Origin of the sequence: Sphingobacterium sp., from assembly GCF_039596235.1 — a bacterium.
Lineage (GTDB): Bacteria > Bacteroidota > Bacteroidia > Sphingobacteriales > Sphingobacteriaceae > Sphingobacterium.
Window position 1 is genome coordinate 106,456 of the sequence record NZ_JBCNKE010000009.1, and the last position, 25,387, is coordinate 131,842.

22 protein-coding genes are annotated in these 25,387 nt (G+C 40.5%); 11 read left to right on the forward strand and 11 right to left on the reverse strand.

Annotated elements, in window-relative coordinates:
* The first annotated feature begins 8 nt into the window (after positions 1 to 8).
* From lpxA to ABDW32_RS17905, 5 genes are all read left to right on the forward strand, one after another.
* A complete protein-coding gene (gene lpxA / locus ABDW32_RS17885; protein WP_075990789.1) occupies positions 9 to 797 on the forward strand; it encodes an acyl-ACP--UDP-N-acetylglucosamine O-acyltransferase in 789 nt (262 codons plus the stop codon).
* Between the two features lie 23 nt (positions 798 to 820).
* Positions 821 to 1,444, forward strand: coding sequence for an ATP-binding cassette domain-containing protein (locus tag ABDW32_RS17890; protein WP_343564852.1), 624 nt, complete (start codon positions 821 to 823; stop codon positions 1,442 to 1,444).
* Positions 1,445 to 1,528: 84 nt separating this feature from the next.
* Positions 1,529 to 2,089, forward strand: coding sequence for an elongation factor P (gene efp / locus ABDW32_RS17895; protein WP_077438233.1), 561 nt, complete (start codon positions 1,529 to 1,531; stop codon positions 2,087 to 2,089).
* Between the two features lie 162 nt (positions 2,090 to 2,251).
* Complete coding sequence (locus tag ABDW32_RS17900) at positions 2,252 to 2,824, forward strand: 5-formyltetrahydrofolate cyclo-ligase (RefSeq protein WP_343564855.1); 573 nt, start codon at positions 2,252 to 2,254, stop codon at positions 2,822 to 2,824.
* A gap of 189 nt (positions 2,825 to 3,013) precedes the next feature.
* Positions 3,014 to 4,756: a tetratricopeptide repeat protein gene (locus ABDW32_RS17905; RefSeq protein WP_343564857.1), complete on the forward strand. Its 1,743-nt coding sequence runs from the start codon at positions 3,014 to 3,016 to the stop codon at positions 4,754 to 4,756.
* Between the two features lie 600 nt (positions 4,757 to 5,356).
* On the opposite strand, the gene galE is transcribed toward ABDW32_RS17905, so the two are convergent.
* Both galE and ABDW32_RS17915 read right to left on the reverse strand, forming a co-directional pair.
* Entirely contained in the window at positions 5,357 to 6,388 is a 1,032-nt protein-coding gene (gene galE / locus ABDW32_RS17910) for a UDP-glucose 4-epimerase GalE (protein ID WP_343564859.1), read from the reverse strand.
* On the reverse strand, positions 6,388 to 7,380 hold the full coding sequence (locus tag ABDW32_RS17915) for a UDP-glucuronic acid decarboxylase family protein (protein WP_343564861.1): 993 nt from the start codon (positions 7,378 to 7,380) through the stop codon (positions 6,388 to 6,390). The genes galE and ABDW32_RS17915 overlap by 1 nt, the downstream gene beginning before the upstream one ends.
* A 66-nt stretch (positions 7,381 to 7,446) precedes the next feature.
* On the opposite strand from ABDW32_RS17915, the gene ABDW32_RS17920 reads away from it, so the two are divergent.
* Positions 7,447 to 8,685, forward strand: coding sequence for a glycosyltransferase N-terminal domain-containing protein (locus ABDW32_RS17920; protein ID WP_343564863.1), 1,239 nt, complete (start codon positions 7,447 to 7,449; stop codon positions 8,683 to 8,685).
* A gap of 148 nt (positions 8,686 to 8,833) precedes the next feature.
* Here ABDW32_RS17920 and ABDW32_RS17925 read toward each other — a convergent pair whose 3' ends face one another.
* Positions 8,834 to 10,282: a glyceraldehyde-3-phosphate dehydrogenase gene (locus ABDW32_RS17925; RefSeq protein WP_343564865.1), complete on the reverse strand. Its 1,449-nt coding sequence runs from the start codon at positions 10,280 to 10,282 to the stop codon at positions 8,834 to 8,836.
* 138 nt (positions 10,283 to 10,420) lie between these two features.
* Positions 10,421 to 11,551, reverse strand: coding sequence for a radical SAM family heme chaperone HemW (hemW, locus tag ABDW32_RS17930; RefSeq protein WP_343564867.1), 1,131 nt, complete (start codon positions 11,549 to 11,551; stop codon positions 10,421 to 10,423).
* A 311-nt stretch (positions 11,552 to 11,862) separates the two neighbouring features.
* On the opposite strand from hemW, the gene ABDW32_RS17935 reads away from it, so the two are divergent.
* Complete coding sequence (locus ABDW32_RS17935) at positions 11,863 to 12,987, forward strand: glycoside hydrolase family protein (RefSeq protein ID WP_343564869.1); 1,125 nt, start codon at positions 11,863 to 11,865, stop codon at positions 12,985 to 12,987.
* Between the two features lie 469 nt (positions 12,988 to 13,456).
* Here ABDW32_RS17935 and ABDW32_RS17940 read toward each other — a convergent pair whose 3' ends face one another.
* On the reverse strand, positions 13,457 to 15,334 hold the full coding sequence (locus ABDW32_RS17940; RefSeq protein ID WP_343564871.1) for a M1 family metallopeptidase: 1,878 nt from the start codon (positions 15,332 to 15,334) through the stop codon (positions 13,457 to 13,459).
* 161 nt (positions 15,335 to 15,495) lie between these two features.
* Here ABDW32_RS17940 and ABDW32_RS17945 point away from each other — a divergent pair, with 161 nt between their 5' ends.
* Positions 15,496 to 16,353 (forward strand): hypothetical protein, encoded by an 858-nt coding sequence (locus ABDW32_RS17945; RefSeq protein WP_343564873.1) that lies wholly within the window; start codon positions 15,496 to 15,498, stop codon positions 16,351 to 16,353.
* A 78-nt stretch (positions 16,354 to 16,431) separates the two neighbouring features.
* Here the strand turns inward: ABDW32_RS17945 and ABDW32_RS17950 are convergent, their stop codons facing one another.
* From ABDW32_RS17950 to ABDW32_RS17975, 6 genes are all read right to left on the reverse strand, one after another.
* Positions 16,432 to 17,829, reverse strand: a complete 1,398-nt coding sequence (locus ABDW32_RS17950) for an MBL fold metallo-hydrolase (protein WP_343564875.1) — start codon at positions 17,827 to 17,829, stop codon at positions 16,432 to 16,434.
* Positions 17,830 to 17,841: 12 nt separating this feature from the next.
* Entirely contained in the window at positions 17,842 to 18,657 is an 816-nt protein-coding gene (locus ABDW32_RS17955) for a sulfite exporter TauE/SafE family protein (protein WP_343564877.1), read from the reverse strand.
* Between the two features lie 113 nt (positions 18,658 to 18,770).
* Positions 18,771 to 19,184, reverse strand: a complete 414-nt coding sequence (locus ABDW32_RS17960) for a DUF6691 family protein (RefSeq protein WP_343564879.1) — start codon at positions 19,182 to 19,184, stop codon at positions 18,771 to 18,773.
* Positions 19,185 to 19,745: a YeeE/YedE thiosulfate transporter family protein gene (locus ABDW32_RS17965; RefSeq protein WP_343564881.1), complete on the reverse strand. Its 561-nt coding sequence runs from the start codon at positions 19,743 to 19,745 to the stop codon at positions 19,185 to 19,187.
* Positions 19,746 to 19,826: 81 nt separating this feature from the next.
* Positions 19,827 to 20,267: a hypothetical protein gene (locus ABDW32_RS17970; RefSeq protein ID WP_343564883.1), complete on the reverse strand. Its 441-nt coding sequence runs from the start codon at positions 20,265 to 20,267 to the stop codon at positions 19,827 to 19,829.
* Positions 20,257 to 21,654 carry a WG repeat-containing protein gene (locus tag ABDW32_RS17975; protein ID WP_343564885.1) on the reverse strand — a complete coding sequence of 466 codons (1,398 nt, stop codon included), beginning with the start codon at positions 21,652 to 21,654 and terminating at the stop codon, positions 20,257 to 20,259. Before ABDW32_RS17975 ends, ABDW32_RS17970 begins: the two co-directional genes overlap by 11 nt.
* Positions 21,655 to 21,939: 285 nt before the next feature.
* Between ABDW32_RS17975 and ABDW32_RS17980 the strand changes: the two genes are divergently transcribed.
* From ABDW32_RS17980 to ABDW32_RS17990, 3 genes are all read left to right on the forward strand, one after another.
* Positions 21,940 to 22,620 (forward strand): response regulator transcription factor, encoded by a 681-nt coding sequence (locus ABDW32_RS17980; protein ID WP_343564887.1) that lies wholly within the window; start codon positions 21,940 to 21,942, stop codon positions 22,618 to 22,620.
* A complete protein-coding gene (locus ABDW32_RS17985; protein WP_343564888.1) occupies positions 22,610 to 23,992 on the forward strand; it encodes a HAMP domain-containing sensor histidine kinase in 1,383 nt (460 codons plus the stop codon). Before ABDW32_RS17980 ends, ABDW32_RS17985 begins: the two co-directional genes overlap by 11 nt.
* Positions 23,993 to 24,143: 151 nt before the next feature.
* On the forward strand, positions 24,144 to 25,352 hold the full coding sequence (locus ABDW32_RS17990; RefSeq protein ID WP_343564889.1) for a porin: 1,209 nt from the start codon (positions 24,144 to 24,146) through the stop codon (positions 25,350 to 25,352).
* Positions 25,353 to 25,387 lie beyond the last annotated feature (35 nt).

Here is a 25,387-nt window from a genome sequence, read left to right on the forward strand (position 1 = left end):
AAGTATAGATGATACAGCCATTAGCTTATATTCATCCAGAAGCAAAGATTGCTAAAAATGTGGTCATTGAACCATTTGTAACCATTTACAAAGACGTTGTCATTGGAGAGGGGACTTGGATTGGCTCAAATGTGACCATTATGGATGGAGCTCGAATTGGAAAGAACTGTAAGATATATCCCGGTGCCGTAATTTCTGGTGAACCGCAAGACTTAAAATTTGATGGTGAGATTACAACAGCAGAAATTGGTGATAATACAACGATCCGTGAATGTGTGACAATTAATCGAGGCACGAAGGATCGTTATAAAACTGTCATTGGAAAAAATTGTTTGATCCAAGCCTACAGCCACGTTGCACATGACTGTGAAGTGGGTGATAATTGCGTTTTTTCAAATAACAGTACCCTTGCCGGACATATCACCGTCGGAGATTATGTTGTTTTAGCAGGAATGGTAGCAGTACATCAATTTGTGAAAATTGGTTCGCATGCATTTGTCACAGGAGGTTCTTTGGTGCGTAAAGATATTCCACCGTTTGTAAAAGCAGCCCGTGAGCCAATTTCATATGCCGGAATTAACTCCGTAGGATTGCGTAGAAGAGGGTTTTCAGAAGAGCAGATCGCCGAAATTCAAAACCTTTACCGCATTCTATTTGTTCAAAACCGCAATTTAGCGAAAGCAATCGAAATTATTGAAGCTGAATATCAGGCTACTGAAATCCGAGATGAAATTTTGGATTTCATCCGCAATTCGGGTAGAGGTATCATGAAAGGATTCAACAATAGAGCGATGTAATCGCATTACCCAACCGCATAGCTTTGGAAATAACGTTAAAGGATATAGGTCGAAGATATAACCGCGAATGGATTTTCAGACATATTAATTATCGTTTTGAATCCGGTAAGAGCTATGCTGTCCTGGGACAGAATGGCTCCGGAAAATCGACCTTATTAAAAGTGCTTTCCGGCAGTCTGTCATCTTCCGAAGGCGAATTGATTTATACAGATGGAGAGCGCATCATTGGTATCGATCAGGTTTACAGGCAACTGTCTATCGCCGCACCCTATGTCGAATTGATCGAAGAGTTTACCTTGCGTGAGCTGTTCGATTTTCACTTTCAGTTTAAACCTTATCTCCAAGGATTCGATAAAGAAAGTGTTTTGAATCTGTTGGGGTTAGAAAATGCCTTAGATAAAGAAATAAAATATTTTTCATCGGGTATGCGTCAACGGGTTAAATTAGTTTTGGCCTGCTGCTCTCATTCAGATTTGGTATTATTGGACGAGCCAACAAGTAATCTGGATACAGCAGGAGAGGAATGGTATCTGGATTTAATAGACCGTACCAAGCGGGATTTTAGAATGTTTATTATCTGTTCAAATCAAAAAAAAGAATACGAATTCTGTGACGAAAGGATTTCTATCATCGACTTCAAAAAGTAGCGAATGAAATTTTAATAAAACAATTAGTTTTTGTATTTTTGACGACTCAATAATGAGATAACCGTTTAAAGTTCAATTCAAAGAATGGCTAAGGCATCAGAGGTAAAATCAGGAAATATTTTAAGATTTAATGGAGAGTTGGTCTCCGTAGAAGAATATATACACCGTACACCAGGTAATTTGCGCGCTTTTTATCAAGCAAGAATGCGTAATGTGAAGACTGGTAAATTAGTAGAATATCGTTTTAGAGTGGACGAGAGTGTGGAGATTGCACGTGTTGAAACGAATGATTACCAATACTTATACGAAGATGGCGAGTTTTTCGTCGTAATGGATAATAATACGTACGAGCAATTTAATATTCCTAAATTTTTATTTGGTGATTCAGCGCGTTTCTTAAAAGAAGGAATGACTGTGATTATTGCATTTGAAAGTGATGAGCCTATTATGGCAGAGGCACCTAAAAGTGTTGAATTGGAAATTACGTATACAGAACCTGCTGTAAAGGGAGATACATCTACGAATGCATTGAAAAAAGCTACTGTAGAAACGGGAGTAGAGATTATGGTTCCTCTATTCATTAACCAAGGAGAGAAAGTAAGAGTCGATACGCAAACAGGTAATTATATCGAACGCGTAAAGTAATATAAGATTTTAGGTTTAGGTTGATTATTCGGTCTTGATAGCGCTCGCTACAAGGCCGTTTTTTTTGCTGTTTTCCTTTCGTCAACTATTTCCGATAAGAAAGAAATCTATTTTGTCCACTGTTATCCCACGAAATGATGAGATAATGATATATCTTTAAGCATGAAATCTAAAAAGGAATTAAGACAGGAATTTAAGTTAAAAAGATGCCAGCTTTCTGGGGAAGAAGAGGAGCGTCTTAATCGTGATTTACTGCTGCAATTTCAGAAAATAGATCTAACAGCAGTTAAGTTTATGCATGTTTTTCTTCCAATTGAAAAATATCATGAACCAAATACCTACTCCATCATTAACTATGTGAAGGAATTTTTTCCGAAGGTCGTTCTCGTTGTCTCGCGATCAAATTTTGCGGATTATTCCATGCAGCATTATATTCTTGATGAGCAAACTGTGTTTGAAACAAATGAATGGGGTATTCCAGAACCTATTTCAGGAACAGAAGTACTGCCAACGGCGATTGATTTTATCCTTGTACCTTTATTGGTCTTTGATGTTGACGGCCATAGAGTCGGTTATGGAAAAGGATTTTACGATCGGTTTTTTGCACTTTGTGCGCCAGAAATCCAACGTGTGGGATTATCTTTTTTTAATCCGATCGAACGGATCGCTGACCGAAATGAACACGATGTTCGACTGACTCAAGCGATTACACCCAATCGCATTTATAGTTTTTAATTTTCTATATGCTTTATGCTGATTTTGTGGGTGTAGCAAGCTAAAGTGTACTCCTTCCATGGCTTATTGTATCTTCGAAGCCCATAATCCTGTTGGCATTTCTCATTTAATTCCTGCTGATTTTATTATATACTGATTTAATTAAAATTATTTTTTATTTTTAATGTGAAATTCGACCACTATGTCAGTATGCTGAGATTTTTTATTGTACTTTTTTCTATAACGATAATTTCCGGTCGTGCTGTCTTTGGAATGGATATGATGGATTCTAATTCCTCGATGGAGGAAAAGAATTTTTATGAGACAATTATACGTGAATCACAGAAGTACCATGCTTCAAGTGCGGCGTTGAGCAGATACCTAACTCCCTATTTCAATCAGGCTATTCGGAAAAATGACAATGCGTTGCTTGCCATTTATTATTGTTTGTTAGCGGATCAATCTTTTGACAGTGAAGGTGGAAGAAATAGTTTTAGTGACAAATACTACCTAAAAGCTCTGGATCTGGAAAAGGACTATAATTATCAAAATGTCAGGGCATGGGTAAAGGTCATGTACGGTTTTTATCTGTATAGGTGTTTAAAAGCGTCAGAAGCTCTTCCTTTGCTTTTAGAGGGCGAAAAAGGGTTGGAGGAGATACCCAAGGATCTGGCGTTGGATCTAGCACATACTTACAAGAAGCTCGGCTACTTTTTTGGCACGCTCGGAGATTACAGCGCAGGAATTAAGTACCTGGAGCTTGGCCGAAAGCAGGCGGGCATTTCTCCAAAATTGAAGGCGGAGATCTTGGACAACCTGGGTTTATTGACTTTGAAAAGTGGTGGGGATACCGTGGAGGCAATGAAAAATTTTGAGATTGCGCAGAATCTGGCGCTTTCTGAAAAAGATTCTCTTCGTTATGCAAAGACTTTGGGCAATCAGGCGCGGGTTTATGAAGGAAGGGGAGACTATCAAAAAGCCTTATCACTTTTAGAAAAAGATCTGGAAATTTCAAAATCTCTGGGGAATAATAAAAACACCATTTTTGCTTTAATGATGCGGATTCGGCTGCGTATTTCAATGGGTGCAAACCAAGAGGTCAAAAAAATGATCAGCGATACCGAGCAACTACTGGAAGGAACCGATGACAAAAAGACAATCCTCGAACTGGAAGAGCATAAGCTGAATCTTGCTATCCAAAATCATGACCTAAAGCAAGAGTTAAAAGCACGTCGGCGTATTGAACAACTCCAGGATTCATTGCGCTTCCTGGATGGTGATCCGGTTTTGTCCCAGTTGAAATTTATGGCTGACAGGCAGAAATATGCTGACAAGTTATCATTAGCCCAGGCACTCATCAAGAAAAAGCGTGCTGAGACAAGATTGTGGGTAATATTGAGCTTGTTTGTATTGGTGCTATTCTTCTTTATTTATAACGCATTTCGATACCGTTCACGGAAGCGTATGCGGGAATATGAATATCAGTTGCTTAATCTCAAATATACCAAAGCCGAGCTGGACAAAGAGCTAATGAGTTCCAAGAGCCAAATAGATGAGTATATGGTCTATCTCAGACGTAATAATGAACAAATCGATCTCCTTTCGTCTATGCTTGAAGAGCGGGGGGCGGCAAGTATCAAAGACCGGGATGAGCTTAAAATACTTTTGCAGTCTCATCTTATCACCGATGAGAAATGGCAGGAATTTAAGCTTTTGCTTACCAGGGAATTTCCGAATTTACTGCAAGATATTCAAGCTAAATTTCCAGATCTTACTGAATCTAATCTGCGTGTGATCGTGCTGATGAAATTGGGTCTAAATAATAGAGAGGTCGCCAATGTTTTGGGCGTTACCCCCGATGCGATCAAAAAATCAATGCAACGCCTGAAAAAGAAACTTGGTGCACAAGCAGGCATATTGATGCAATATATTTCAGATAAAGAGCTTGTTTAGTCATTCATTCCAAACTAGATTTCTTGATAAAACGTCCAATGGATCGCTGAAGAATAATTACTCTTTTATCAAGCTCTTTATAGTGTATTTCTGTTACTTTTTTGAATCAAGCAGCCCATCTGGTCTAGACAATATCGTACTCAATTAATTTAAGTTATACCTTTTTCTTTCCTGATATGTTCGACCATTAGTGCGCTTTGCTGGGGACCAAATTCGCACCATGTTATTACCAACTTTGGATTGCAAGCAGATTGAGTGTACCGTGAGTCCACGTTGAGTCCACCTTTTATCGTGCTTACACTGTGCCTGCACGTTTTTTACAAGTCGGGAGGAGGGCGAAGCTGGGGCGAACTTGCCCATAAGCTATTTACAAGAAAGGGCGAGGAAAATTGCAAGAACTAAAGTTGTCCTTCGTGCAGATTTTCCAACAAAAATGAAATGATTTTACAAAGACTTGCTTCCTGAAAAGCAAGGCGTAGCTTTTGCAAAAATAGACAGGATGCAAATAATCCGATTCACTGCTAAAAAAATGGCCGTCCCAATTCTTAAGACGGCCATTTTTTTTATATCATTTATAAGATAATACTAGAAAGGGGCTTTCTAATCCAACGGATTTTCTTTTAGATTTTTTTCCCATGCCCATGCGGAGGCCATCATCTCATCGATACCCAGTGCAGCTTTCCAGTGCAATTGATTGGCGGATTTCGTTACATCCCCATATACCTTGATGATATCACCATCCCGACGGGGCCCAATTTCATAATTCAATTTTTGACCAGAGGCTTTCTCAAATGCTTTGATGGCTTCAAGTACAGAGTAGCCATTACCGGTGCCTACATTGAATACGTCATATTTGCCATTTGGATTTCCTTTTTCCAATAATTTGATTGCAGCGACGTGGGCTTTTGCTAAATCGACCACATGAATATAATCACGTACACAAGAACCATCAGGCGTATCATAATCGTCGCCAAATACCGTTAATTTTTCTCGCTTGCCGATAGCCGTCTGCGTAATGAAAGGAAGTAAGTTTTGAGGTACACCATTCGGCAATTCGCCAATCAAGGCGGACTCATGGGCACCTACCGGATTGAAATAGCGTAATGCGATAATGTTATAATTATCGTACGCAGCGGCTGTTTCTTCAAGAATCTCTTCAGCAATCTGTTTTGTATTGCCATAAGGTGAAGTCGCTTTTTTTACAGGAGCGCTTTCATTGACAGGAAGCGTGTCCGGTTCGCCGTATACTGTACAGCTTGAAGAGAATACAAAATTAATTGGTTTGTTTCGATAGGACTCCAGGATGTTGATCAGGGAGAAGAAATTATTGTGGTAGTATTTTAAAGGATTTTGAACGGATTCGCCTACCGCTTTGGATGCTGCAAAATGAATAATCCCTGAGATATCGCTGTTATTTTTTACAAATTCATTTACTTTATTGGCATCACAAAGATCGAATTGATGAAATTCGGGTTTAATACCAATGATCTTCTCGATCTGTTCCAAGATCTTGATATTTGAATTGGAAAGATCATCAATGATTACAGGAGTATATCCTGCCTGATGTAGTTCGACAACGGTGTGAGAACCAATATAGCCTGTTCCGCCTGTGACTAATATTTTTTTGCTCATTATTTTTGATTATAGTATGTAAAGTCTTTATGTGATAAGGTTTCCAAAGGAACCTTTCTGTAAAAATCGATGGTTTTTTCTAAGCCTAATTTTCGATCTATTTTGGGCTGCCAGTTTAATTTTGCCTTTGCCAGACCAATATCCGGTTTCCGTTGTTTGGGATCGTCCACCGGCAGGGGTTTATGGCTGATCTTGCTTGAGCTGCCCGTTAGTTCGACAATCTCCTGTGCCAGCTGTAAGAGCGATATTTCGTCGGGGTTGCCTATGTTTATCGGTTGTATACAATCAGAATGCAATAATCTATAGATCCCTTCGATCTGATCATCAATATAACAGAATGAGCGCGTCTGTGAGCCATCACCAAACAGCGTAATGTCTTCGCCACGAATAGCTTGGGCTATAAAAGTAGGGATGGCACGACCGTCATTGAGGCGCATTCTCGAACCGAAGGTATTGAATATCCTGACAATGCGTGTATCAAGTCCATGGGCATTATGGTAGGCCATCGTAATGGCCTCCTGAAATCTTTTGGCTTCATCGTATACCCCTCTGGGGCCGACAGGATTGACATTGCCCCAATAATCTTCTGATTGTGGCGATACCAAGGGGTCGCCATAAACTTCTGAAGTGGATGCGACTAAGATCCGGGCCTGTTTGGCCCTTGCCAGACCAAGGAGATTGTGGGTGCCCAGCGAGCCAACTTTGAGGGTTTGAATCGGAATTTTAAGATAATCTACAGGACTTGCAGGAGAAGCGAAATGGAGGATATAATCCAAATGCCCCGGAATATGGACAAACTTTGAAACATCGTGATGATAAAAATCGAAATTCTCCAGCTTGAACAAATGTGCGATATTCGTTAGGTCGCCCGTGATCAGGTTATCCATCCCGATAACAGCGTAGTCTTCGGCAATAAAGCGATCGCAAAGGTGGGAACCAAGGAAGCCTGCTGCTCCAGTGATCAAAATCCGTTTGCGATGTTTATTTTCCACTCAATGCTTCCTTATTAATGAAATGGGTTTGATATCTTTGACTAAGATAAACATTATTTTAACAACATGCGTTTGCTTTATTCAATTGGAATCTTTCTTTATGGACTCTTACTGCGTATTTTGGCCCCTTTTCATGCCAAAGCGCGGCTCATGGTGACAGGACGAAAAGACTGGCATTCACGGATGAAACAAACGGTTGATTCCAGCCAAAAACATATCTGGTTTCACTTCGCTTCCCTAGGGGAATTTGAGCAGGGCAGACCTGTTTTGGAGGCCGTAAAAAATAATTATTTGGACCATAAAATAATTGTAACATTTTATTCACCTTCAGGCTACGAAATAAGAAAGAATACCAATCTGGCGGATCATGTTTTCTATTTACCTTATGACACGCCTCAGAATGCACGGCTGTTTTTAGACCTGATCAATCCTTCATTTGCAGTCTTCACAAAATATGAATATTGGTATTATTATTTTGAAGGCTTACACAGCAGGTCTATTCCATTATTTCTTGTTTCGGCAATTTTTAGACCGGAACAGATTTTCTTTCAGGCTTATGGTACTTTTTTTCTTAAGATTCTGGGTTTCGTAACTTATTTCTTTGTACAGAACGAGGAAAGCGTGCGTTTATTGAAAGAATATGGAATTCGGAATGCGGGATTGGCGGGTGACACACGTTTTGATCGTGTAATTGACTTACCTAAGAATCGGAAAGACATACCGTTAATAGCGGATTTTGTAGGTACCGCTCCTGTTTTGGTGGCAGGAAGCACCTGGCCTGAGGATGAGAAATTATTGAAAGAACTGTTCCAACGGTTTCAAGAATATAAGCTGATCTTAGCCCCGCACGAGATCAATGCGGGCCATATTGTCAGTATATTAAATCTATGGCCTGCGGCACTTCGTTTTTCAAAAATAACGGAATATGATACGGCAACTTTAAAGGAAGCAAAGGTATTGATTATAGACAATATCGGGCTGTTGTCTTCTTTGTACGCTTATGGTCAGATTGCCTATATTGGTGGTGGATTTGGGGTAGGGATACATAATACACTGGAAGCAGCGACTTATGGGATGCCGGTACTGTTTGGGCCTAATTTTAAGAAATTTCAGGAAGCAAAAGATCTGATTGAACAAGGCGGTGGTTTCTCCTTTCCTAACGGCGAGGAGCTTACCGCTGTATTTGAACGGTTGCAGGATCAATCCAAACGCTTGGAAGCAGCGAAATGCGCACGCCAATATGTACAGCAGAAAGCAGGGGCGACACCCATTATCATGAAATACTTGAAGAATGCCAATTTATAAAAACATGAGAAAGCTGCTCAAAAGGTAAAAGCAAACTAACCCAGCGGCGAAGAACCGAAAAAGAGGCGCTAAGCATAGACGAGCGAAAGTAAAGAAAAATAGGGCTCCGTTCATTTTGGATACCCTATATTATATTGAAAATTGGATTTTAATAGTACGTGTATCTTCTTACACCGGCAATATGCCGCGATAGACGCATGACCTGATGGGAATAGCCATACTCATTATCATACCAGACGTAGAGTACAATATTTTTGCCATCGGCCGAAACAATGGTTGCGGGCCCATCAACGACAGCCGCAGCTGTGGTACCTATAATATCGGTCGATACAAGCTCATCATTGCTGGAGAATTTAATCTGTTCGACAAGATTTCCTTCCAATGCACTCGTTTTTAAAATTGTATGTATTTGTTCCAAAGATGTGGCTGAGGTCAGTTCTAAATTTAATATGGCTAACGATCCATTCGGTACTGGTACGCGGATGGCATTGGAGGTGAGCTTGCCTGTTAAGGTCGGGAGGACTTTTGAAACAGCACTTCCAGCGCCGGTTTCGGTAATGACCATATTCAAGGCTGCAGCACGACCCCTTCTGGATTTTTTATGCATATTATCCACCAGGTTTTGGTCATTTGTATAGGAATGTATGGTTTCTATATGACCTTTCACGATACCTATTTTCCCTTCGAGAACGGCTAAAACCGGTGCAATGGCATTTGTGGTACAGGATGCCGCTGAAAATATAGCATGTTTTGCGAGATCTATCGTGGTTTCGTTGACACCATATACGATATTGGGAACCCCTTTTCCGGGTGCCGTTAACAAGACTTGCGAAGCGCCTTTAGCGGCCAAATGGCGGGCAAGTTCTTTTTCATCACGAAAGGCTCCTGTATTGTCAATAACCAATGCATTGTTGATGTCGTATGCTGTATAATCAATATCTTCCGGTTGCTTAGCAGAGATCACGTATACCGTGATACCATTAATAATGAGTGCATTTTTTTCGGGATCGGTATAAACCTCACCCTCAAATTCCCCATGTATGGAATCACTTTTTAAAAGCGCTGCTCTTTTTAATAATGATTTGGTATCGTTGCTGTCTCTGGTGACTATTGCCCGTAGCCGAAGTTGCTTGCCAGAGCCTGATTTGTTAATGAGTTCGCGTGCCAGCAGACGGCCAATACGACCGAAACCATAGAGCACGACATCACGTGCTGTTAATTCCTGCCAATCTGCGATCCCCGCTAATTCATTGAAAATAAAAGTAGACAAATTCTCGGCTTTGATCCGTTCATTTGTGGCTTTAGTCGCCAGTTGACCGATATCGATTCGAGCGGGAGCCAGATTTGATTGTTCCAATACACGGGCAACATTCAATAGATCAAATATGGTCAGTACATTGCCGGTAAGGATAGCACTTTCCCGGAGGTGATTAAGGATCACACTTACTTTTTCATCAACAAGCTGCTCTCGGAACAGAACGAGCTCAATGGCCTGGTTATACCAAAGATTACTAATGATTTGAATCAGTTCAACAGCGGCATTTTGCTGTTCTCTGTAACTTTTGATTTCTAAATCAAAAGAAGAACGATGTAACATAATATTTTTATAATAGATTATGTTGCAAACATAGGATAAACAGCGCTAAAAATGCGACTTGATTTTCATTTTCGTAATTATTGAAATGAAAATACGTCTACTATTATTGTTTTGGCAATTTTATTGGTTGTTTTGTTGTTAATTTTCAATAATAAATAATTCGGACATGATATGATCCGCCATTAGTTTGCCAGTATCTGTTAATCTTAACGTGTTATCGTCTAAAATTAATTGCTGTTGTTGTAGAAATGGCAAGGCATCTTCCATTATTTTGTTTTTAACACTGTGGTCAAATTTCTTTTCTAGCTGTTCAAGATCAAGTCCCCACATCGTACGCAGTGAGGTCATGATACACTCATTAATCTGATCACGCACAGATAGATGTTCGATTTCCAGTGGAAGCTGGTTTGTTTGTATCGAGCCGATATACTTGGCGTTATTAGCAATATTCCAGGATCTGGAATGACCATTGAATGAATGGGCTGAAGGGCCGATTCCAAGATAATGCTTACCTTTCCAATAATTAGTGTTGTGGCGCGCATATAAACCATTTTTCGCGAAATTGGAAATTTCATATTGTTCATAGCCCGCCTTTTTCAATGTTTCAATCAGCAGGTTCATCTGATCCGCGGCCTGATCTGAATCAACAGCAGGACTCGTGCCCTTCTTAATGAAATGATCCAGTGCGGTTTTGGCTTCCACGGTCATGGAGTATGAAGAGATATGGGGGACTGCAAAATCGATCAGTTGTTGCATATTGTAGCGCCATTTTTCATCGGTCAACAGGGGGTAGCCATAAATAAGGTCACAGGTGATATTCTCAAATCCTGCATCCTGTACACGCATGATTGCTGCGGATGCTTCCTGTCTGGTATGTGCCCGGTTCATCCATTTCAGATCTTCCTCAAAAAAAGACTGTATCCCTATACTGAATCTATTTATGGGAGTTGATGACCTTAATGCATTTACTTTTGCAGCGTTCAGGTCATCTGGATTTGCTTCCAGTGTAATTTCGGCCTGGTTACTTATGTCAAATTGTTTGGCAACAGCGTCAATAATCCTAGAGATTTCATCCGCTTCCAAGAGGGAGGGTGTCCCACCACCAAAATAGATGGACTCAACTTTTCGGTCTTCCAGATAAGAAGATCGAAGCTCGATTTCTCGCAACAGGGCATCGACCATTTCAGTTTTGTATTGCAGTGAAGTACTGAAATGAAAGTCACAATAATGACAAGCCTGTTTGCAAAATGGGATATGGATGTAAATCATGGACACAAATATACCAAGACCGGATTAACTTCGTCGCTTATTCACATTTTTTCTTCTTTGCGCCGATCGGTTTAATCCTACATTAGCTACAATCGACAAGCTAAATGAGCCATTGAATTTTTGGAAAGACAGACCTGGACTTTCTTGTGCTTCCTTTTATGGAAGTTCTTTTTGAAAATAGTGTTTGGAATAATATAGAAAGAACTTGGCAACAAGTGAGTTATTTTTTATCTTGTTGTCGAGATTTAAACCGCTGTATCAAAAAGGCAGACACCAATTAAAAGTATGTTATATCACCAAAAATCAATCTTATGAAACTATCTTCCCGTCGCGACTTTCTGAAAAATGTTCTTGGTGCATCGAGTATGCTGCTGCTTTCGCAGCAAGGATTTGCTGTGGATAATCGGTATGAAGAAGCATTTATTGATAAGTTGCTCCCAGCACCAAAGGGCGGCGGATTCGCTATGGAAGATTATTGGATATGGGATCCTTCAGTGATTAAGGGCGAAGATGGTCGCTATCATATGTTTGCATCACGTTGGAGCAAAAAATATGGCTTTGGTAATTGGGTAACCAATTCCGAAGTTGTTCGGGCAATTTCCGATACCCCAGAAGGGCCCTATGAATTTGTCGAGGTGGTGTTGCCGGCTCGTGGAAAAAAGTATTTTGATGGTTGTACAACCCATAATCCGCGTATTGTTAAAAATGGCGACTATTATGTACTTTATTATTTTGGAAACAATTATGAAGAGCCTAATCCTAGTTATTCCGAGAATGTCTGGGAATCGGGGCTGGGTGAGAAAGCCTGGATGCATAAACGCATCGGAATGGCTTATTCAAAGTCGATATCAGGGCCTTGGAAGCGCGTAGATCAACCGATTTTGAATCCGAGGAAGGGCGAGTGGGATGCTTCCATTACGTCAAATCCTTCTCCAGTTGTTTTGCCCGATGGAAAAGTATATCTGATCTATAAATCATCACCGTCGAACTCCCGTCCCCCCTTGTTATTAGGGGCAGCACAGGCTGATTCGTTCCTGGGACCCTATCTTCGTTTGTCCAATAAGCCTATTTTTTCATTTCATACCGATCAAAATCATGAAAATGATGTAGAGGATCCTTTCGTATGGCATAATGGCCGGCATTTTGAATTAATTATGAAAGATCGCTATGGTAAAATCTGTGGGGAAGAGGGTGGGGGCATCCATGCCTATTCGAAAGATGGAATCGATTGGCATCTGTCAAAGGCCGTCAAAGCCTATTCCAAGACAATCCGCTGGAACGATGGGACTGTCAGTCATCAAGCTAATTTTGAACGCCCATTTTTACTATTTGAAAACGGAAAACCGACACATCTTTTTGCGGCTACAGGAGATGGATCTGAGTCTTATCAGTTTGAACGGACCTGGAATATGGTGATTCCTTTAAAGGTATCCTAAGCCGCTTTTTCTTTGGTTGTCCTTTGGTTGTTCTTTGCTTATTTATTGCCGTTTCTTTGCCGTTTCTAGGGTCTTTCCTTGCTCTTTCCTTGGTCTTTGTTTGCTATTTCTTTGGTTATTCTTTGCTGTTTTATTGCTGTTTCTTTGCTGTTATAGCAATAAAATAAGCTTCAAACGGCAGAGAAATAACGAAGCAAGTCGTATGTTGGCCTTGATAAGGAGCTAAGAATGCCCGGCCAGACTATTTTAAAATTATGGAAAAACAGCTAATTGCGCAGGTTTATTAGCTAGCGGGAGTCGCAAGTTCGGCGTACGGCGGGTTAAACAAAAAGTTGAAAGACAAATGCCAGATCAAATAAAAAGCTGTATCAAATTTTAGTATGATACAGCTTTTATGATTTTTATGATCCCACACAAATGATCATCTTTCAGATCGATCTGTTGCGAGGCTTATTTTTCAGTATTTAAATTAGCGTGTCAGGCTATTGTTTGCTGATTCCACATCCGCAAGTCGGAGCGATGGATCTATTGTGACTGTTTTTGGAGCTTTATTGACTGAAATTTTATATTCAGGGTTGGTCCAGAACCAATCCTTCAGTACCGTGCGTTTTACAGCCTTGTAGATCTCAAAATTTTCCTCGGGTTTTTCCCCGCGCATTTCACGTAAAGGGATGTAAAATAGCTCTTTGCTTCCATCTTGATATTCTACAAGTATATCGAGTGGCATCGCAAAGTTTGATTTGTTGAGCAGCTGAATTTCTGAATCAGTTACCTGGCCAATGGCGTAATCAATTTGACGTGTGGTATTGATAAACAAATTGAAATACCACTTCAGGTTTATCCCTGATACCTCCTCGGCAACACGTTTGAAATCATTGGGTGTAGGATGTTTGAACTTCCAGATATCGTAGAATTTCAAAAAGGTTTTCTCCAGATTCTCCTGACCGATGATGTAGCCCAACTGTTCAGCTAGCACAGCACCTTTGTTATAAGCTTCGTTACTATAGCCATAATTTGTATTGTAGTAGTCTGCAAGTAGGCTCATTGGTTCTTCTTTCCCCGAAAGCGCCAGCTTATAATAAGCCCGGTAGGCATCGATCAGCGGATTTGATGCGATAGCGCCCCGTTTTTCAAAAAGATGCTGCATGGCCAATTCTTCAACATAGGAAGTGAAGCCTTCGTCAAACCATTCATCAACGGTTTCATTGATTCCGAATAAATGCTGATACCAGGAGTGAGCAGATTCATGGAAGATAACACCAACAAGGCTTTTTAGATTACGGCCACCGGTAATCAATGTCGCGGTGCCATATTCCATGCCACCATCGCCCCCCTGAATGATGGTATAAGTCGGCCAAGGGTATTTGCCGAATTTAGCGCTACAGAAATCGAAAAACTCAGTTGATAGGCCGAGCGCTGTTTTCCAGTTTGATATAACTTCTTTGTCCGTAGGGAGATACACCGTGTAAACTTTTATGCCATTCTTGCTTGAGGCGGAATCTACAACGAATTTGGGATCTGCAGCCCAGACAAAATCATGGATGTTTTCGGCTTTGTAATGCCAGGTCGCTTTATCTTTATTGGTTTTTATTTTAGCTTTTGGCTGATAGCCTTTCACCTCATTTGGATTTTGAAGCACCCCTGAAGCACCGACAACATAGTTCTTGTTGAGGTGTATGGTGACGTCAAAGTTGCCGAAGGGTGCGATAAACTCGCGGCCGATATATTCATCAAGGTGCCAGCCAAATTCATCAAACTGTGCCATCTTCGGATACCATTGTGCCATTGAAAGTGCTACACCTTCCGCTGAGTTACGGCCTGACCTACGGATCTGCTCAGGTACCTGCGCAGTCCATTCCATATTAAAATTAGCTGTTTCTCCATCTTGGATCGCAGTTGGTAGCGTCACTTCCAATATCGTTCCATCAATCTTATAGCTAGTACTTACCCCATTCATGCTAAGACTTTTGATTTTTTGGTAACCAATCTGATGAGGCTGCAAGGTTTCAATGCGGCTTTGTAATATTGGTTTTTCTTTGGTGCCAATATTAGATACCATGCGTTTGTCCGGATCGCTGATATTTTTCAAGCGGTAATCCATCATTGATCCTGGTTGAAATGCATTAAAATACAAATGAAAATAAACTTTATTTAAGGATTGGCCTGAATTGTTGCTATACTTCAAAGCCATTTTCCCCTCATATTGATAAGCTTTTTCATCCACGTTGACATCCATTGTATAGTCAACTTTCTGCTGCCAGAATCCTTTCCTCTGGGCCTTTACTTCCTTTCCCCAAATATTTATTACACATAAAAGTGCAAAAAAGGACAATATTTTGATTTTCATGTTCCAAACATACAAAATTGTCTTAAGAAATGCCGATTAATCCCCTTCATCGTATCCAATGTCATCAAATCTTGACGAAAAATAATGTGTGCAATAATAATTGGCTTGGTTTTGGCTGGAAGATTTGTCTATTGAGTTAACAAATATTATACTATAAATTTATGGAATATCTGTATTATAAGCCTTCGGGAAAGGTGCCTGCTTTGGCTTTCATCGGTTCGCTTGTGTTAGGTATTGTTGGAGCAGTTGTCTTGGCGATTATCTATATCGCTCTACAGTGGTTTATTCCAATTGTGTACTTCAATGTATTTATCACCTTAGGATTTGGGGCAGGGCTATTTTATCTACTTAATTATTGTTTCAAAACCTGGAAGCTTAGAAACAGAGCTGTTGCGATAATCATTACCCTGATCGTTGCCATCATTGGTTTTTATGCGCAGTGGGCGCTGTTTGTATCCTTGATGTATAATGCTGAAGGTACGATGGGCGGAGATACCTGGGTAAAATCTTCCTTTAGCCTAGAAGGTTTTAAGGCCTTTTTTATGCATCCATCTTTTATTTGGGAGGCACTACAGGGCTTAAATGAGGTGGGGACATTTAGCTTGAAGAAATCAACCGTTTCAGGTGGGATGCTATGGGCTGTATGGGCAATTGAAATGGCAATTATTCTAATTACACCTATTGTTATGGCTTTTCGGGGTATTACCATCTATCCTTTTTCGGAAAAAGATGAGGTCTGGATGAAGAAACGGATCTTACCGGGGCGATTAAAGTTTGTTGAAGATAAAGATGTCTTAGCGAATACATTGGCAAATCATGATTTCGCCTATGTTTATGATCACCTTTCCGATGAGGAGGAACATTTTTCTTTTGCGACCGCAGAAGTCTATGAGTCGGACACCGATGACCATCAATATCTGACCATCTATAATCATCAGTTTGTCGAAAAGAAAGGTAAGGTGGAAGAGAAGAAAGATGAGATCATCGAATTCCTGCGAATTAACAGGAGTAGCTTATAAATGCTGCTTGATGACTGAAATCATGTAAAATAAAAATAGCTCCGGAAACAGATCCTGGAGCTATTTTTATTCAACAGGCTATTGCACCAATATACCCCCTTTTGCATTCCAGTCATTGATGGATGCACTATATATTTTAACGTCTTTAATTCCGTTTTTAGCTAAGATCGAAGCCGCAATTGTCGCCCGGTCGCCGGATTGACAATGTAGGTATAATTCTTTTGTGCGGTCAATTTTGTCCAGATTGTCTTCAATTGTTCCCACAAAAAGATGTGTGGCATGTGGTAGATGTCCTGCTGTAAATTCTGCTGTATTCCTTACATCTAGAATCTGAACATTTGGATTCTCCAGTACAGCATTTATCTCCTGGAACCCAATGAGCTGCTGTTGTTCCAAGGGAATTCCCAATTGTGGAATAGTTTCCACAGTAATATATCCGGCAACATGATCGAGGCCGATGCGCATTAATTTGCGGGCGATTTCATCCTTTTCGTTTTCATCCATGATCAGCACAAAAGGTTTTGTGTAATCCAAGATCCAGCCAGCCCAGGTATTGAACGTCCGATTATGCTGAATGTTGATGCTGCCGGGAAGATAGCCTTTGGCGAAATCAAATTTATGCCGTGTATCAATGATCGTTGTACCTGCCTGATATAGTTTGTCGAATTCTGCCGTAGAAAGTTTCTGGTATTGTGGTACGTTTGTTTGTAGTGGCCGCTTGATTTTGTTGAGCTTCTTCATCTGGGCAAAATAACGCGGTGGCTCAGGCTGTCCCTCTAAAAGTTCGCTTATAAAATCACTTTCATTATTTTGGTATTGCAGTGCCCAGTTGCGAATCCGCTCGTAGCCCACAGTTGAACTCGGCACAGCACCCAGCGCTTTACCACATGCCGAACCTGCACCGTGTGCAGGCCAGACCTGAATGTAGTCTGGTAAGGCCAAAAATTGCTGTAATGATTTAAACATTTGCTGCGCGCCAATTTCTTTGGTGCCAATTAATCCAGCGGCATTCTCCAACAGATCCGGACGGCCAATATCTCCAACGAAGACAAAATCGCCTGTAAATATCATCACCGGATCCAAGGTTGCTGGTGTATCGATTAAAATAAAACTCAGACTTTCAGGCGTATGCCCTGGGGTATGAAGTACTTTAAAAATGAGGTTTCCAAGCTTGATCTGGTCGCCATCTTTTAACCCGATATGTGGAAACTCATATTGCCAGTCTTTACCGCCTTCGTCGGAAAGATAACATTGGGCACCGGTTAGTTCGGCCAATTCCAATGTTCCGGAAAGATAATCCGCATGGATATGGGTTTCAGCAATATGTGTGATTTTTAAATTGTTTTTTGCTGCAATCGCTAAGTATGTATCGACATCTCTTTTGGGATCAATGACCATGGCAACACCTTTGGCCTGGCAGCCAATTAAATAACTGGAATGTGCTAAAGATGACTCGAAGATGTGTTGAAAAAACATAATATATGATTTTTAGTGATTTACGAATTGAATGATTTCGAAAGTAAAAATGAGTATACCAATACTTATCAGAAAATAGCCAAAGATTCCCTGTAGCCGTACCGCCTCCAAACTATTTTTCCATTTGGAACCGATTTGAAGCCCTATTAACGTGATTAACGTAAAGGTAAGCAATATTGGCCAATTCATATGGTTCAATAGTTGGTAGTTGGCGACCAGGCCAAAGGACGCATTTAATCCTATAATGAATAACGACGTCGCAATGGCTTGTTTCAATGGGATGCCCAACAGAAGCACCAAAGAAGGCACAATAATAAACCCGCCACCAGCGCCGACAAGTCCTGTCATGATACCGACGAGTAAACCTGCGATAATTATTTTGAGGACTTGAGCAATATGCATCCTGACGGCTGGTATTTCGACCTGTTTCCTTCTGCGGATCATTGCTAATGCCGAAATAAGGATAACAACCGAAAATAGCAACATAATGACGTGATTCCGGGATACCATTATTTCAGCAATTTGAAATTGAGCAGGTATTGCGACCAAAAGATAGCGTTTGGTCAGGTAGACCGAAAGTAAGGAAGGGATCAGAAATATCGCCGTGGTTTTTAGATCTATTCCGCCCTTGGTCAATGGGTAGATGGACCCGATAATAGCCAATACGCCAATGGAAAACAAGGAATAATCAAGTGCATATTGGGGTTCAATGCGAAAGAGGTAGACAAAGATCGGAAGCGTTAAAATACTTCCACCGCTACCCATGAGCCCCATTGACAGCCCAACTAAAATAGCCAATATAAAGCCAGTTATAAATAGTAAATCCATTGTTTTTTGAATCAATTGTAATCTGTCAGGTGAACCAGTATTTGGCTCCCCGGCTTGATCGGATAGCTATCTTTCCGATTAGACCGTAGACGATCAGGAGTCGATGGTTAAGTTTAGTGGGGCAGCTTCTTTCTAAGTAAACCATAAATCCATGTACCCAGAATCGCGAAGAGCAGTACAATGCCCAATGTCCAGTAGCCTGAGCCGATCAATGCAAACATTGGACCCGGACAGGCTCCTGTCAATGCCCAGCCCAATCCGAAAATTGTACCGCCAACAAGATAGCGTGTGATACTTTTGTCTTTGTCCTGAAAAGCAATCTGCATTCCATTGCTGTCTTTGATCTGTTTCCGTTTGATAAGTTGTACGATGATAATTGCTGTTGCAAGTGCCGTACCGATCATGCCATACATATGGAAGGAGCGAAACTGAAACATCTCGTAAATACGGTACCAGGACGCAGCTTCGGATTTGTATAAAATGATCCCAAATAAGACTCCGATCAATATAAATTTTAACGCTTTCATTTATGCAAAGATTAAAGGAAATAAGAAATGGACCATAATGATACCGCCAAGGAAAAAACCGATGACAGCAATTAAAGAGGGCAGCTGAAAATTGCTGAGCCCCGAGATGGCGTGTCCCGAAGAGCAGCCTCCGGCATATCTTGTCCCGAAGCCAATCAATAGTCCGCCGATACTTAGGATTAAAAACTGAAACCAAGATCCATTAAATAGGAAGATAGATTCGGGTAGATAACCCTGTAGTTGATCAATTATGCCGAGTTCCTTTAGATCGGAAATGCTTTTTGCATTGATTTGGGCGGCGGAACCATCACTTAAAAAATTATGGGCTATAAATCCGCCAATAGCAGTACCCAATACCACAAGAAGATTCCAGGATTGTGTCTTCCAGTCGAAGCGAAAAAAAGAGGATGATCTGCCCGCGCCCAATATCGTGCACATTGTGCGAAGATTATTGGACATGCCAAAATCTTTTCCCTGTTTTAGCAAGAGGTACATGACCAGCGCTATTAAAGGCCCCGAAATATACCAAGGCCATGGTTGTTTGATGTATTCCAATAACATAGCTTGTTCTTAAGTTATAAGACAAAGGTACATACTGCTATTACAAAAAACGGTAACAAATGTTACCGTAGCATGTGGGCATTACATATCGTAATATTCGATGTTGGCCTCTTTGATCGCCTGTACCAATAATGGAAGATCATCCTCTTTCTGGAACAATTTGTTACGCCAGGTACGAAAAGCTGAACCTTTGATTTGGTTTATGATAATTAAATTGCCCCCGGAGCGCCTGAGATTCCGAATATGTGAAATGTTATTCAAGGGGAATTCAACTGTTTTTTTTGAATTGCTGATTGTGAGCGTATCTGTATCCAATTGCCATGTTGAGTCCAGTGTAGAAGATTTTATCGCTAAATACAGGGCCAAGGGGATCATTAGAAGAGCAATGATGATCTTGTAAATTTCCTGAATTGGAACTTTAGACATTCCTATCCCTATCAATAGAATCGAGGTTAACAGAATAAACATGTATTTCCCACGATGCAAGGTAGAAAGATAGAATGTTTGTGGATTACTCTTCATACTTTTTTATAAACTTTCCTTTTGCATTAATATAGTAAAAATTCTCCAGGTCTTCACTGACCAAGGCTAAACCATTTTCAAAAGGCTGTGCATTTTGGAACTTAGCGGGAATGACTATTTTTCCATTGTAGTCTATATATCCATAGGTATTGTCTTTAAATACCAATAATAACTTTTCGCCAGCGAAAGATAGGAATTCATGACCTGTGGGTAATAATTTCTTGCCGGATTTGTCAACCAACTGATAGACCTGATTTTCGATAATGAGTGCCATATTGTCCCGGTACTCAGCAATTGTCTCGTATTTGGCCGGAATCAATATATTCCCATTTAGATCCAATACCCCCGTGTTATCCCCTTCGTTGTACAGCGCGTAGCTTAAACTTGGGACAGAGATGAAATCATATTTGGCAGCAAGCAATAGTCTACCGTTGTAATCCAACAAACCATATTTTTGATCTTTCATAAAGACTAATGGAGCTCTTTCAGTATCTAAGCTTAATGATTCGTATTGACATGGGATAACTTCTTTCCCCTGTAGGTCGATCAGGCCAAACATCTGTGCTGCATCGGTGACGATTGCATAATCACCTACATACGCGTAAATAGAAGCATATTTTGCCGGTGTGAGTTTATTGCCGAGGCTATCCTGTACCCCAAAAAAATCAGTATTTGGGTCCTGATACCAAGACAAATGGTCATTTAGGGCAGAGTCGGCGGCTGTTTCTTCAGCTTCTCCTTCTTCATAGCCCGCCGGAATCTCAAATAATGTCTCATCGTAAGGTATTTCTTCAACTTTGGTCGCCTGAATTCCTAGACCTTCTGCGCCGATGTATAAAGCTGCTCCGGGGACCTTTTCTAGATAATCATAGGTTCCCCAGTATAATTTTGGTAAATTTTCCGCATACCAAACGGTGATCTCGGTTTGTTTATCTTTACTGCCCGGGAGATTAAATGTCGCTTTTTTGCAGGATAAACCGGCGATAATTTTCTTCTCATTCGGGATTAAGCTGATTTCAAAATCACTGGAATAGGCGTAATCACTACCTGCTGAGGTTTCAATGAGTTTGCCGGACGCAATATCTGTTGCTGTGTATGTTTTGCTATTTTCATCGATCAGATAAGACGTTTCTTCTTTAATATTACTGATCTGTACGGATTTTCCAAATAGCAAACTTTCCACACGCATCTGTTCTTTACCAATATAGGCCTGCATCAATGCTTCACCGCTGCCGGCCAATATTTTGATGAATTCTGAACTTGATGTGTCTGTGCCTGTTTCAGGATCTGCAAACTGATAGGTTATTTTAAAGATTTTTTGTTGAGCAGAGCCGGTTTTAACAAAAACGAAGGTAAAAAGAGCTAAACAAAGGAAAAAATGTTTCATTGCGATACAAAATTAAAATACGAAAGTATTGAAATTTGCTTGGTTTGTGAAATAATCTTTTGTCGAACGGGAAAAATCCTGCAGAAATTTTGATATTATTGTACCCAAATGCCATTTTGTAAAATAAGTGATGATAGTAGAATGGAAATGGTAAGCCTATCATCCTAAAATATCATATAAAAGTCAAGAATTTGTGAATTTCGTGGTGTTCAGTGGTTTAGCTACACTGTGCGCTGATATTTTTGTATTTTACAACCCTTAAATTTACTTTTTAAAACAATATCTGTGGAACTATTGCTTATAGAAGACGAACCGTCAGTCATATCCTTGATAGAAAGAGGGCTAAAGGAAGAAGGCTATAACATTAGCATTGCAATGGATGGCTATACAGGGCTAAAAATGGCCGGATTAAATCATTATGACCTTATTTTGCTAGATGTCATGTTACCCGGTATGAATGGGCTTGACGTGTGTAAAAATATCCGGATGTCCAACAATGAAGTCCCGATTATTATCTTAACGGCATTGAACCAAACCGAAGATATTGTGGAGGCCTTTGAACGTGATGCGGATGACTACCTGACCAAACCATTTCGCTTAGAGGAGCTAAAAGCTCGTATAAATCGCTATAGCCGAAAGTCCAAAACTGTGACCGAACAAAAGAATGTGCTGACATTTGATGATCTGCAATTGGACCGGGATAGCAAATCGGTGCAGCGTGGCGGATCTCCAATTATACTGACAGCTACGGAGTTTCGTCTATTGGAATTTTTGATGCTGAATCGCAATAAAGTATTGACACGAATCGATATTTTGGAGGAAGTATGGGGTATGGATGTCGATCTGAGCACCAATGTCGTGGATGTTTATGTCAATTATTTGCGAAAAAAAATTGACAAACAATTTGCCCGTAAACTGATCCATACGGTTATTGGTATGGGCTATGTCATCCGTCATGAAAATTAGGACCAAGATTGTACTCTTATTTTCTATTATCAGCACGCTTCTGCTTGTTGTCTTTGCCCTGTATGTCTCTTATTTCACCTACGATAGTTTACAGACGAAGTTTTTTCACCGCTTGGAAGAGAATGCAGTCATCGTTGGTGATCATATCGTCCACCAGAAGGAGGAAAACAAGGAACTATATATCCAGGTAAAACGCAAATACCTCAAACAGCTTTCCGAAGGAACAGACCACTTGCTCCGTGTGGTGAAAGGAAGTGACAGTATCCGTTTTAAACCTAATCTACCGATGCCCATGAGTTTCTATAAAGAGGTTATCCAAAATGGCAGAGGTAGATATATGCATAACAAGACGGCATTTGTCGCAGTATTCTTTAAAGACCATCTTCATCATGACAATCTGATTGTTGTGTCGGAAGGGATTGATGACTATGGGCACGATGAGCAGCGTCAGTTAGATCGTACCTTGATTACGGGTGGTTTTTTAGCTATTTTATTGATTGTCCTGATGTCTTTTTATTTTGCAGACCGGCTGCTCAAGCCGATAAAGGATATCAACAGTGACTTGGGAAAGGTGGATATTGCCAATCTGGACCATAGACTGTCCAGTAAATTCAGTAATGCTAAGGATGAGTTAGGGGTATTGATTACCAACCTGAATTCCATGCTCAGTCGTTTGGATATTTCGGTACAGTCCCAGCAAAGCTTTATCGGTAATGCATCCCATTCACTAAAAACACCGTTGACCATTATTGGTGGTGAAGCGGAACTTGCACGGAATCTGATTCCCAAAGAACATGAAGCCTACTATTCATTGGAGACGATCGCAAAGTACGCGGATAAAATGGAACTCATCATTAATAATCTGCTCCAATTATCCCGTATGGGCTTTAAAGGGGAGGTCGATAATAAAGTGCTCATCCGCATTGATGAATTGCTTTATGAAATTTATAAAGCTGAACGAAGCATCCATAAGGATTTTAGGTTATCTTTTGATTTTACTCAAATCCCCGAAGATAGCGATGAATTAACAGTCCTTGCCAATCCTGATCTATTCTATATTGCCTTTAGCAATATCATCTCCAACGCATATAAATATGGTAATGGTGAGCAGGTACAGGTTGCTATTAGTTCGGATGAACGAAATATTACAATTAAAATATTTGACAAAGGAATCGGAATTCCTCAAAAGGATCAACCCCATATTTTTACTTCTTTTTATCGCGCTTCCAATGTCGGAGATATCTACGGAAACGGCCTGGGGCTTGTTTTAGCCAAGAATATCTTTGATCTACATGGTGCAGAACTTGTGCTTTATTCGGCCGAAGGGCAGGGCACGCAGGTGCATGTTACCTTACCTAAAATGGCGCTCTAATCTCATTTTAATCTCATCCTTATTCCATTTTTAATTTGTGGTGATATACTTGTCCCAGCGATAGGTATATCCTATGAAACCATCCTGATTTATTCAAGCCATCGCGAATAAATCTGATCGTTTCATCACCAAGAAAAAGCAAGTTATACGGATGAAAAAAACACTTTCACTTATTACAGCCCTGGGGCTGGGCATTACAGCATTACATGCACAGGAACAGACCTCAACAGATTCTATTCCAGCAGAAAGAAATAGCTTATTATCCAAGGGTAGTTTATTGTCAAAAGAGCCGGCAAGGGCCAAATCATTTCAATTGGATGTTTTGTTGCGTGCGGGCTTGCAGGCTGACAATAGCGATGGCTCCAGCCAGGCAAAAGCTAATTTGGATGATGCCCGTATCTTGATGAGCGGAGATTACAATGAGCAACTTTCCTATAAAGTGCGTTTTCGGCTGAATAGATCATTTGCACCAACCAGTCAGGACAATGGGTCAAGAGCATTGGATATGGCCTATATCAAATACAAGTTTGGCAAAGATCTGAAATGGTCGGTCACGGCGGGTAAACAAAGTGCTATTGTAGGGAGTTATGAATTTGAAAATAATCCAATTTATGAGTATAAATTCACGGATTATGTAGACCGTATCCTGAATTTATTTGTGGTCGGGGGAACATTGTCCTATGAAGTTAACCCTAACCATTCCTTACATGCACAAGTATATAATACCACAAACGATAGTTTTATGGATGTGCATACCAAAAATGGTTTTGCAGTAGGCGATCTGGAACGTTCGGCTGTACCCATGGGTGCTTACTTCACTTGGGTAGGAGCCTTTATGGATAAAAAGATCAATACCAAATGGTCCTATAATATTTCGCAGTTTGCCAAGGGGCACACCAATCATTCGGTCTCTCTGGCAAACAAATTTAAAACGTCAAAGCAGATGGTCTATTTAGACCTGCAATGTTCTTATCTGGGTGTCGATCATGCCTTGATCGCATCGTCGGCAATCAATGATTTTTATGGACGTACTGGGGCAGGACGCGTTTTGGCAAAGGATGTCAATTATGCTTCGGCGATTGTACGGTATGACCAGTTTTTAAGTCCCAAATGGGAAGTAGCGCTGAAAGGTGGTTATGAAACCGCGGGATCGAGAGATGACGATAAAGTGGGCAAGAGTTTCCGTCAGAACTGGACTTACTTTGCTGCGTTGCAACATAAGCCTTTTCATAATCAGGATCTGCGATTTTATCTAGGATACGTAGGTAATACGGTAGACTACAAAGGGCACATGAATCTGGATAAAAGCCAATATAACCGGGTTGCCTTTGGCGCATATTTTACCGTTCCGGTCCTGTAATAATTCCTTTAACAAAATAACAAATAATTATTTTT

What these genes read in the sequence shown, in the direction of transcription:
- efp (WP_077438233.1), top strand. Translation starts at nt 1,529, where the DNA reads ATGGCTAAGGCATCAGAGGTAAAATCAGGAAATATTTTAAGATTTAAT.
- ABDW32_RS17965 (WP_343564881.1), bottom strand. Translation starts at nt 19,745, where the DNA reads ATGTTATTGGAATACATCAAACAACCATGGCCTTGGTATATTTCGGGG.
- ABDW32_RS17940 (WP_343564871.1), bottom strand. Translation starts at nt 15,334, where the DNA reads ATGAAAATCAAAATATTGTCCTTTTTTGCACTTTTATGTGTAATAAAT.
- ABDW32_RS17925 (WP_343564865.1), bottom strand. Translation starts at nt 10,282, where the DNA reads ATGTTACATCGTTCTTCTTTTGATTTAGAAATCAAAAGTTACAGAGAA.
- ABDW32_RS17920 (WP_343564863.1), top strand. Translation starts at nt 7,447, where the DNA reads ATGCGTTTGCTTTATTCAATTGGAATCTTTCTTTATGGACTCTTACTG.
- ABDW32_RS17960 (WP_343564879.1), bottom strand. Translation starts at nt 19,184, where the DNA reads ATGAAAGCGTTAAAATTTATATTGATCGGAGTCTTATTTGGGATCATT.
- ABDW32_RS17950 (WP_343564875.1), bottom strand. Translation starts at nt 17,829, where the DNA reads ATGTTTTTTCAACACATCTTCGAGTCATCTTTAGCACATTCCAGTTAT.
- ABDW32_RS17900 (WP_343564855.1), top strand. Translation starts at nt 2,252, where the DNA reads ATGAAATCTAAAAAGGAATTAAGACAGGAATTTAAGTTAAAAAGATGC.
- ABDW32_RS17935 (WP_343564869.1), top strand. Translation starts at nt 11,863, where the DNA reads ATGAAACTATCTTCCCGTCGCGACTTTCTGAAAAATGTTCTTGGTGCA.
- ABDW32_RS17905 (WP_343564857.1), top strand. Translation starts at nt 3,014, where the DNA reads ATGCTGAGATTTTTTATTGTACTTTTTTCTATAACGATAATTTCCGGT.
- ABDW32_RS17955 (WP_343564877.1), bottom strand. Translation starts at nt 18,657, where the DNA reads ATGGATTTACTATTTATAACTGGCTTTATATTGGCTATTTTAGTTGGG.
- hemW (WP_343564867.1), bottom strand. Translation starts at nt 11,551, where the DNA reads ATGATTTACATCCATATCCCATTTTGCAAACAGGCTTGTCATTATTGT.
- lpxA (WP_075990789.1), top strand. Translation starts at nt 9, where the DNA reads ATGATACAGCCATTAGCTTATATTCATCCAGAAGCAAAGATTGCTAAA.
- ABDW32_RS17985 (WP_343564888.1), top strand. Translation starts at nt 22,610, where the DNA reads ATGAAAATTAGGACCAAGATTGTACTCTTATTTTCTATTATCAGCACG.
- ABDW32_RS17945 (WP_343564873.1), top strand. Translation starts at nt 15,496, where the DNA reads ATGGAATATCTGTATTATAAGCCTTCGGGAAAGGTGCCTGCTTTGGCT.
- ABDW32_RS17975 (WP_343564885.1), bottom strand. Translation starts at nt 21,654, where the DNA reads ATGAAACATTTTTTCCTTTGTTTAGCTCTTTTTACCTTCGTTTTTGTT.
- ABDW32_RS17990 (WP_343564889.1), top strand. Translation starts at nt 24,144, where the DNA reads ATGAAAAAAACACTTTCACTTATTACAGCCCTGGGGCTGGGCATTACA.
- galE (WP_343564859.1), bottom strand. Translation starts at nt 6,388, where the DNA reads ATGAGCAAAAAAATATTAGTCACAGGCGGAACAGGCTATATTGGTTCT.
- ABDW32_RS17970 (WP_343564883.1), bottom strand. Translation starts at nt 20,267, where the DNA reads ATGAAGAGTAATCCACAAACATTCTATCTTTCTACCTTGCATCGTGGG.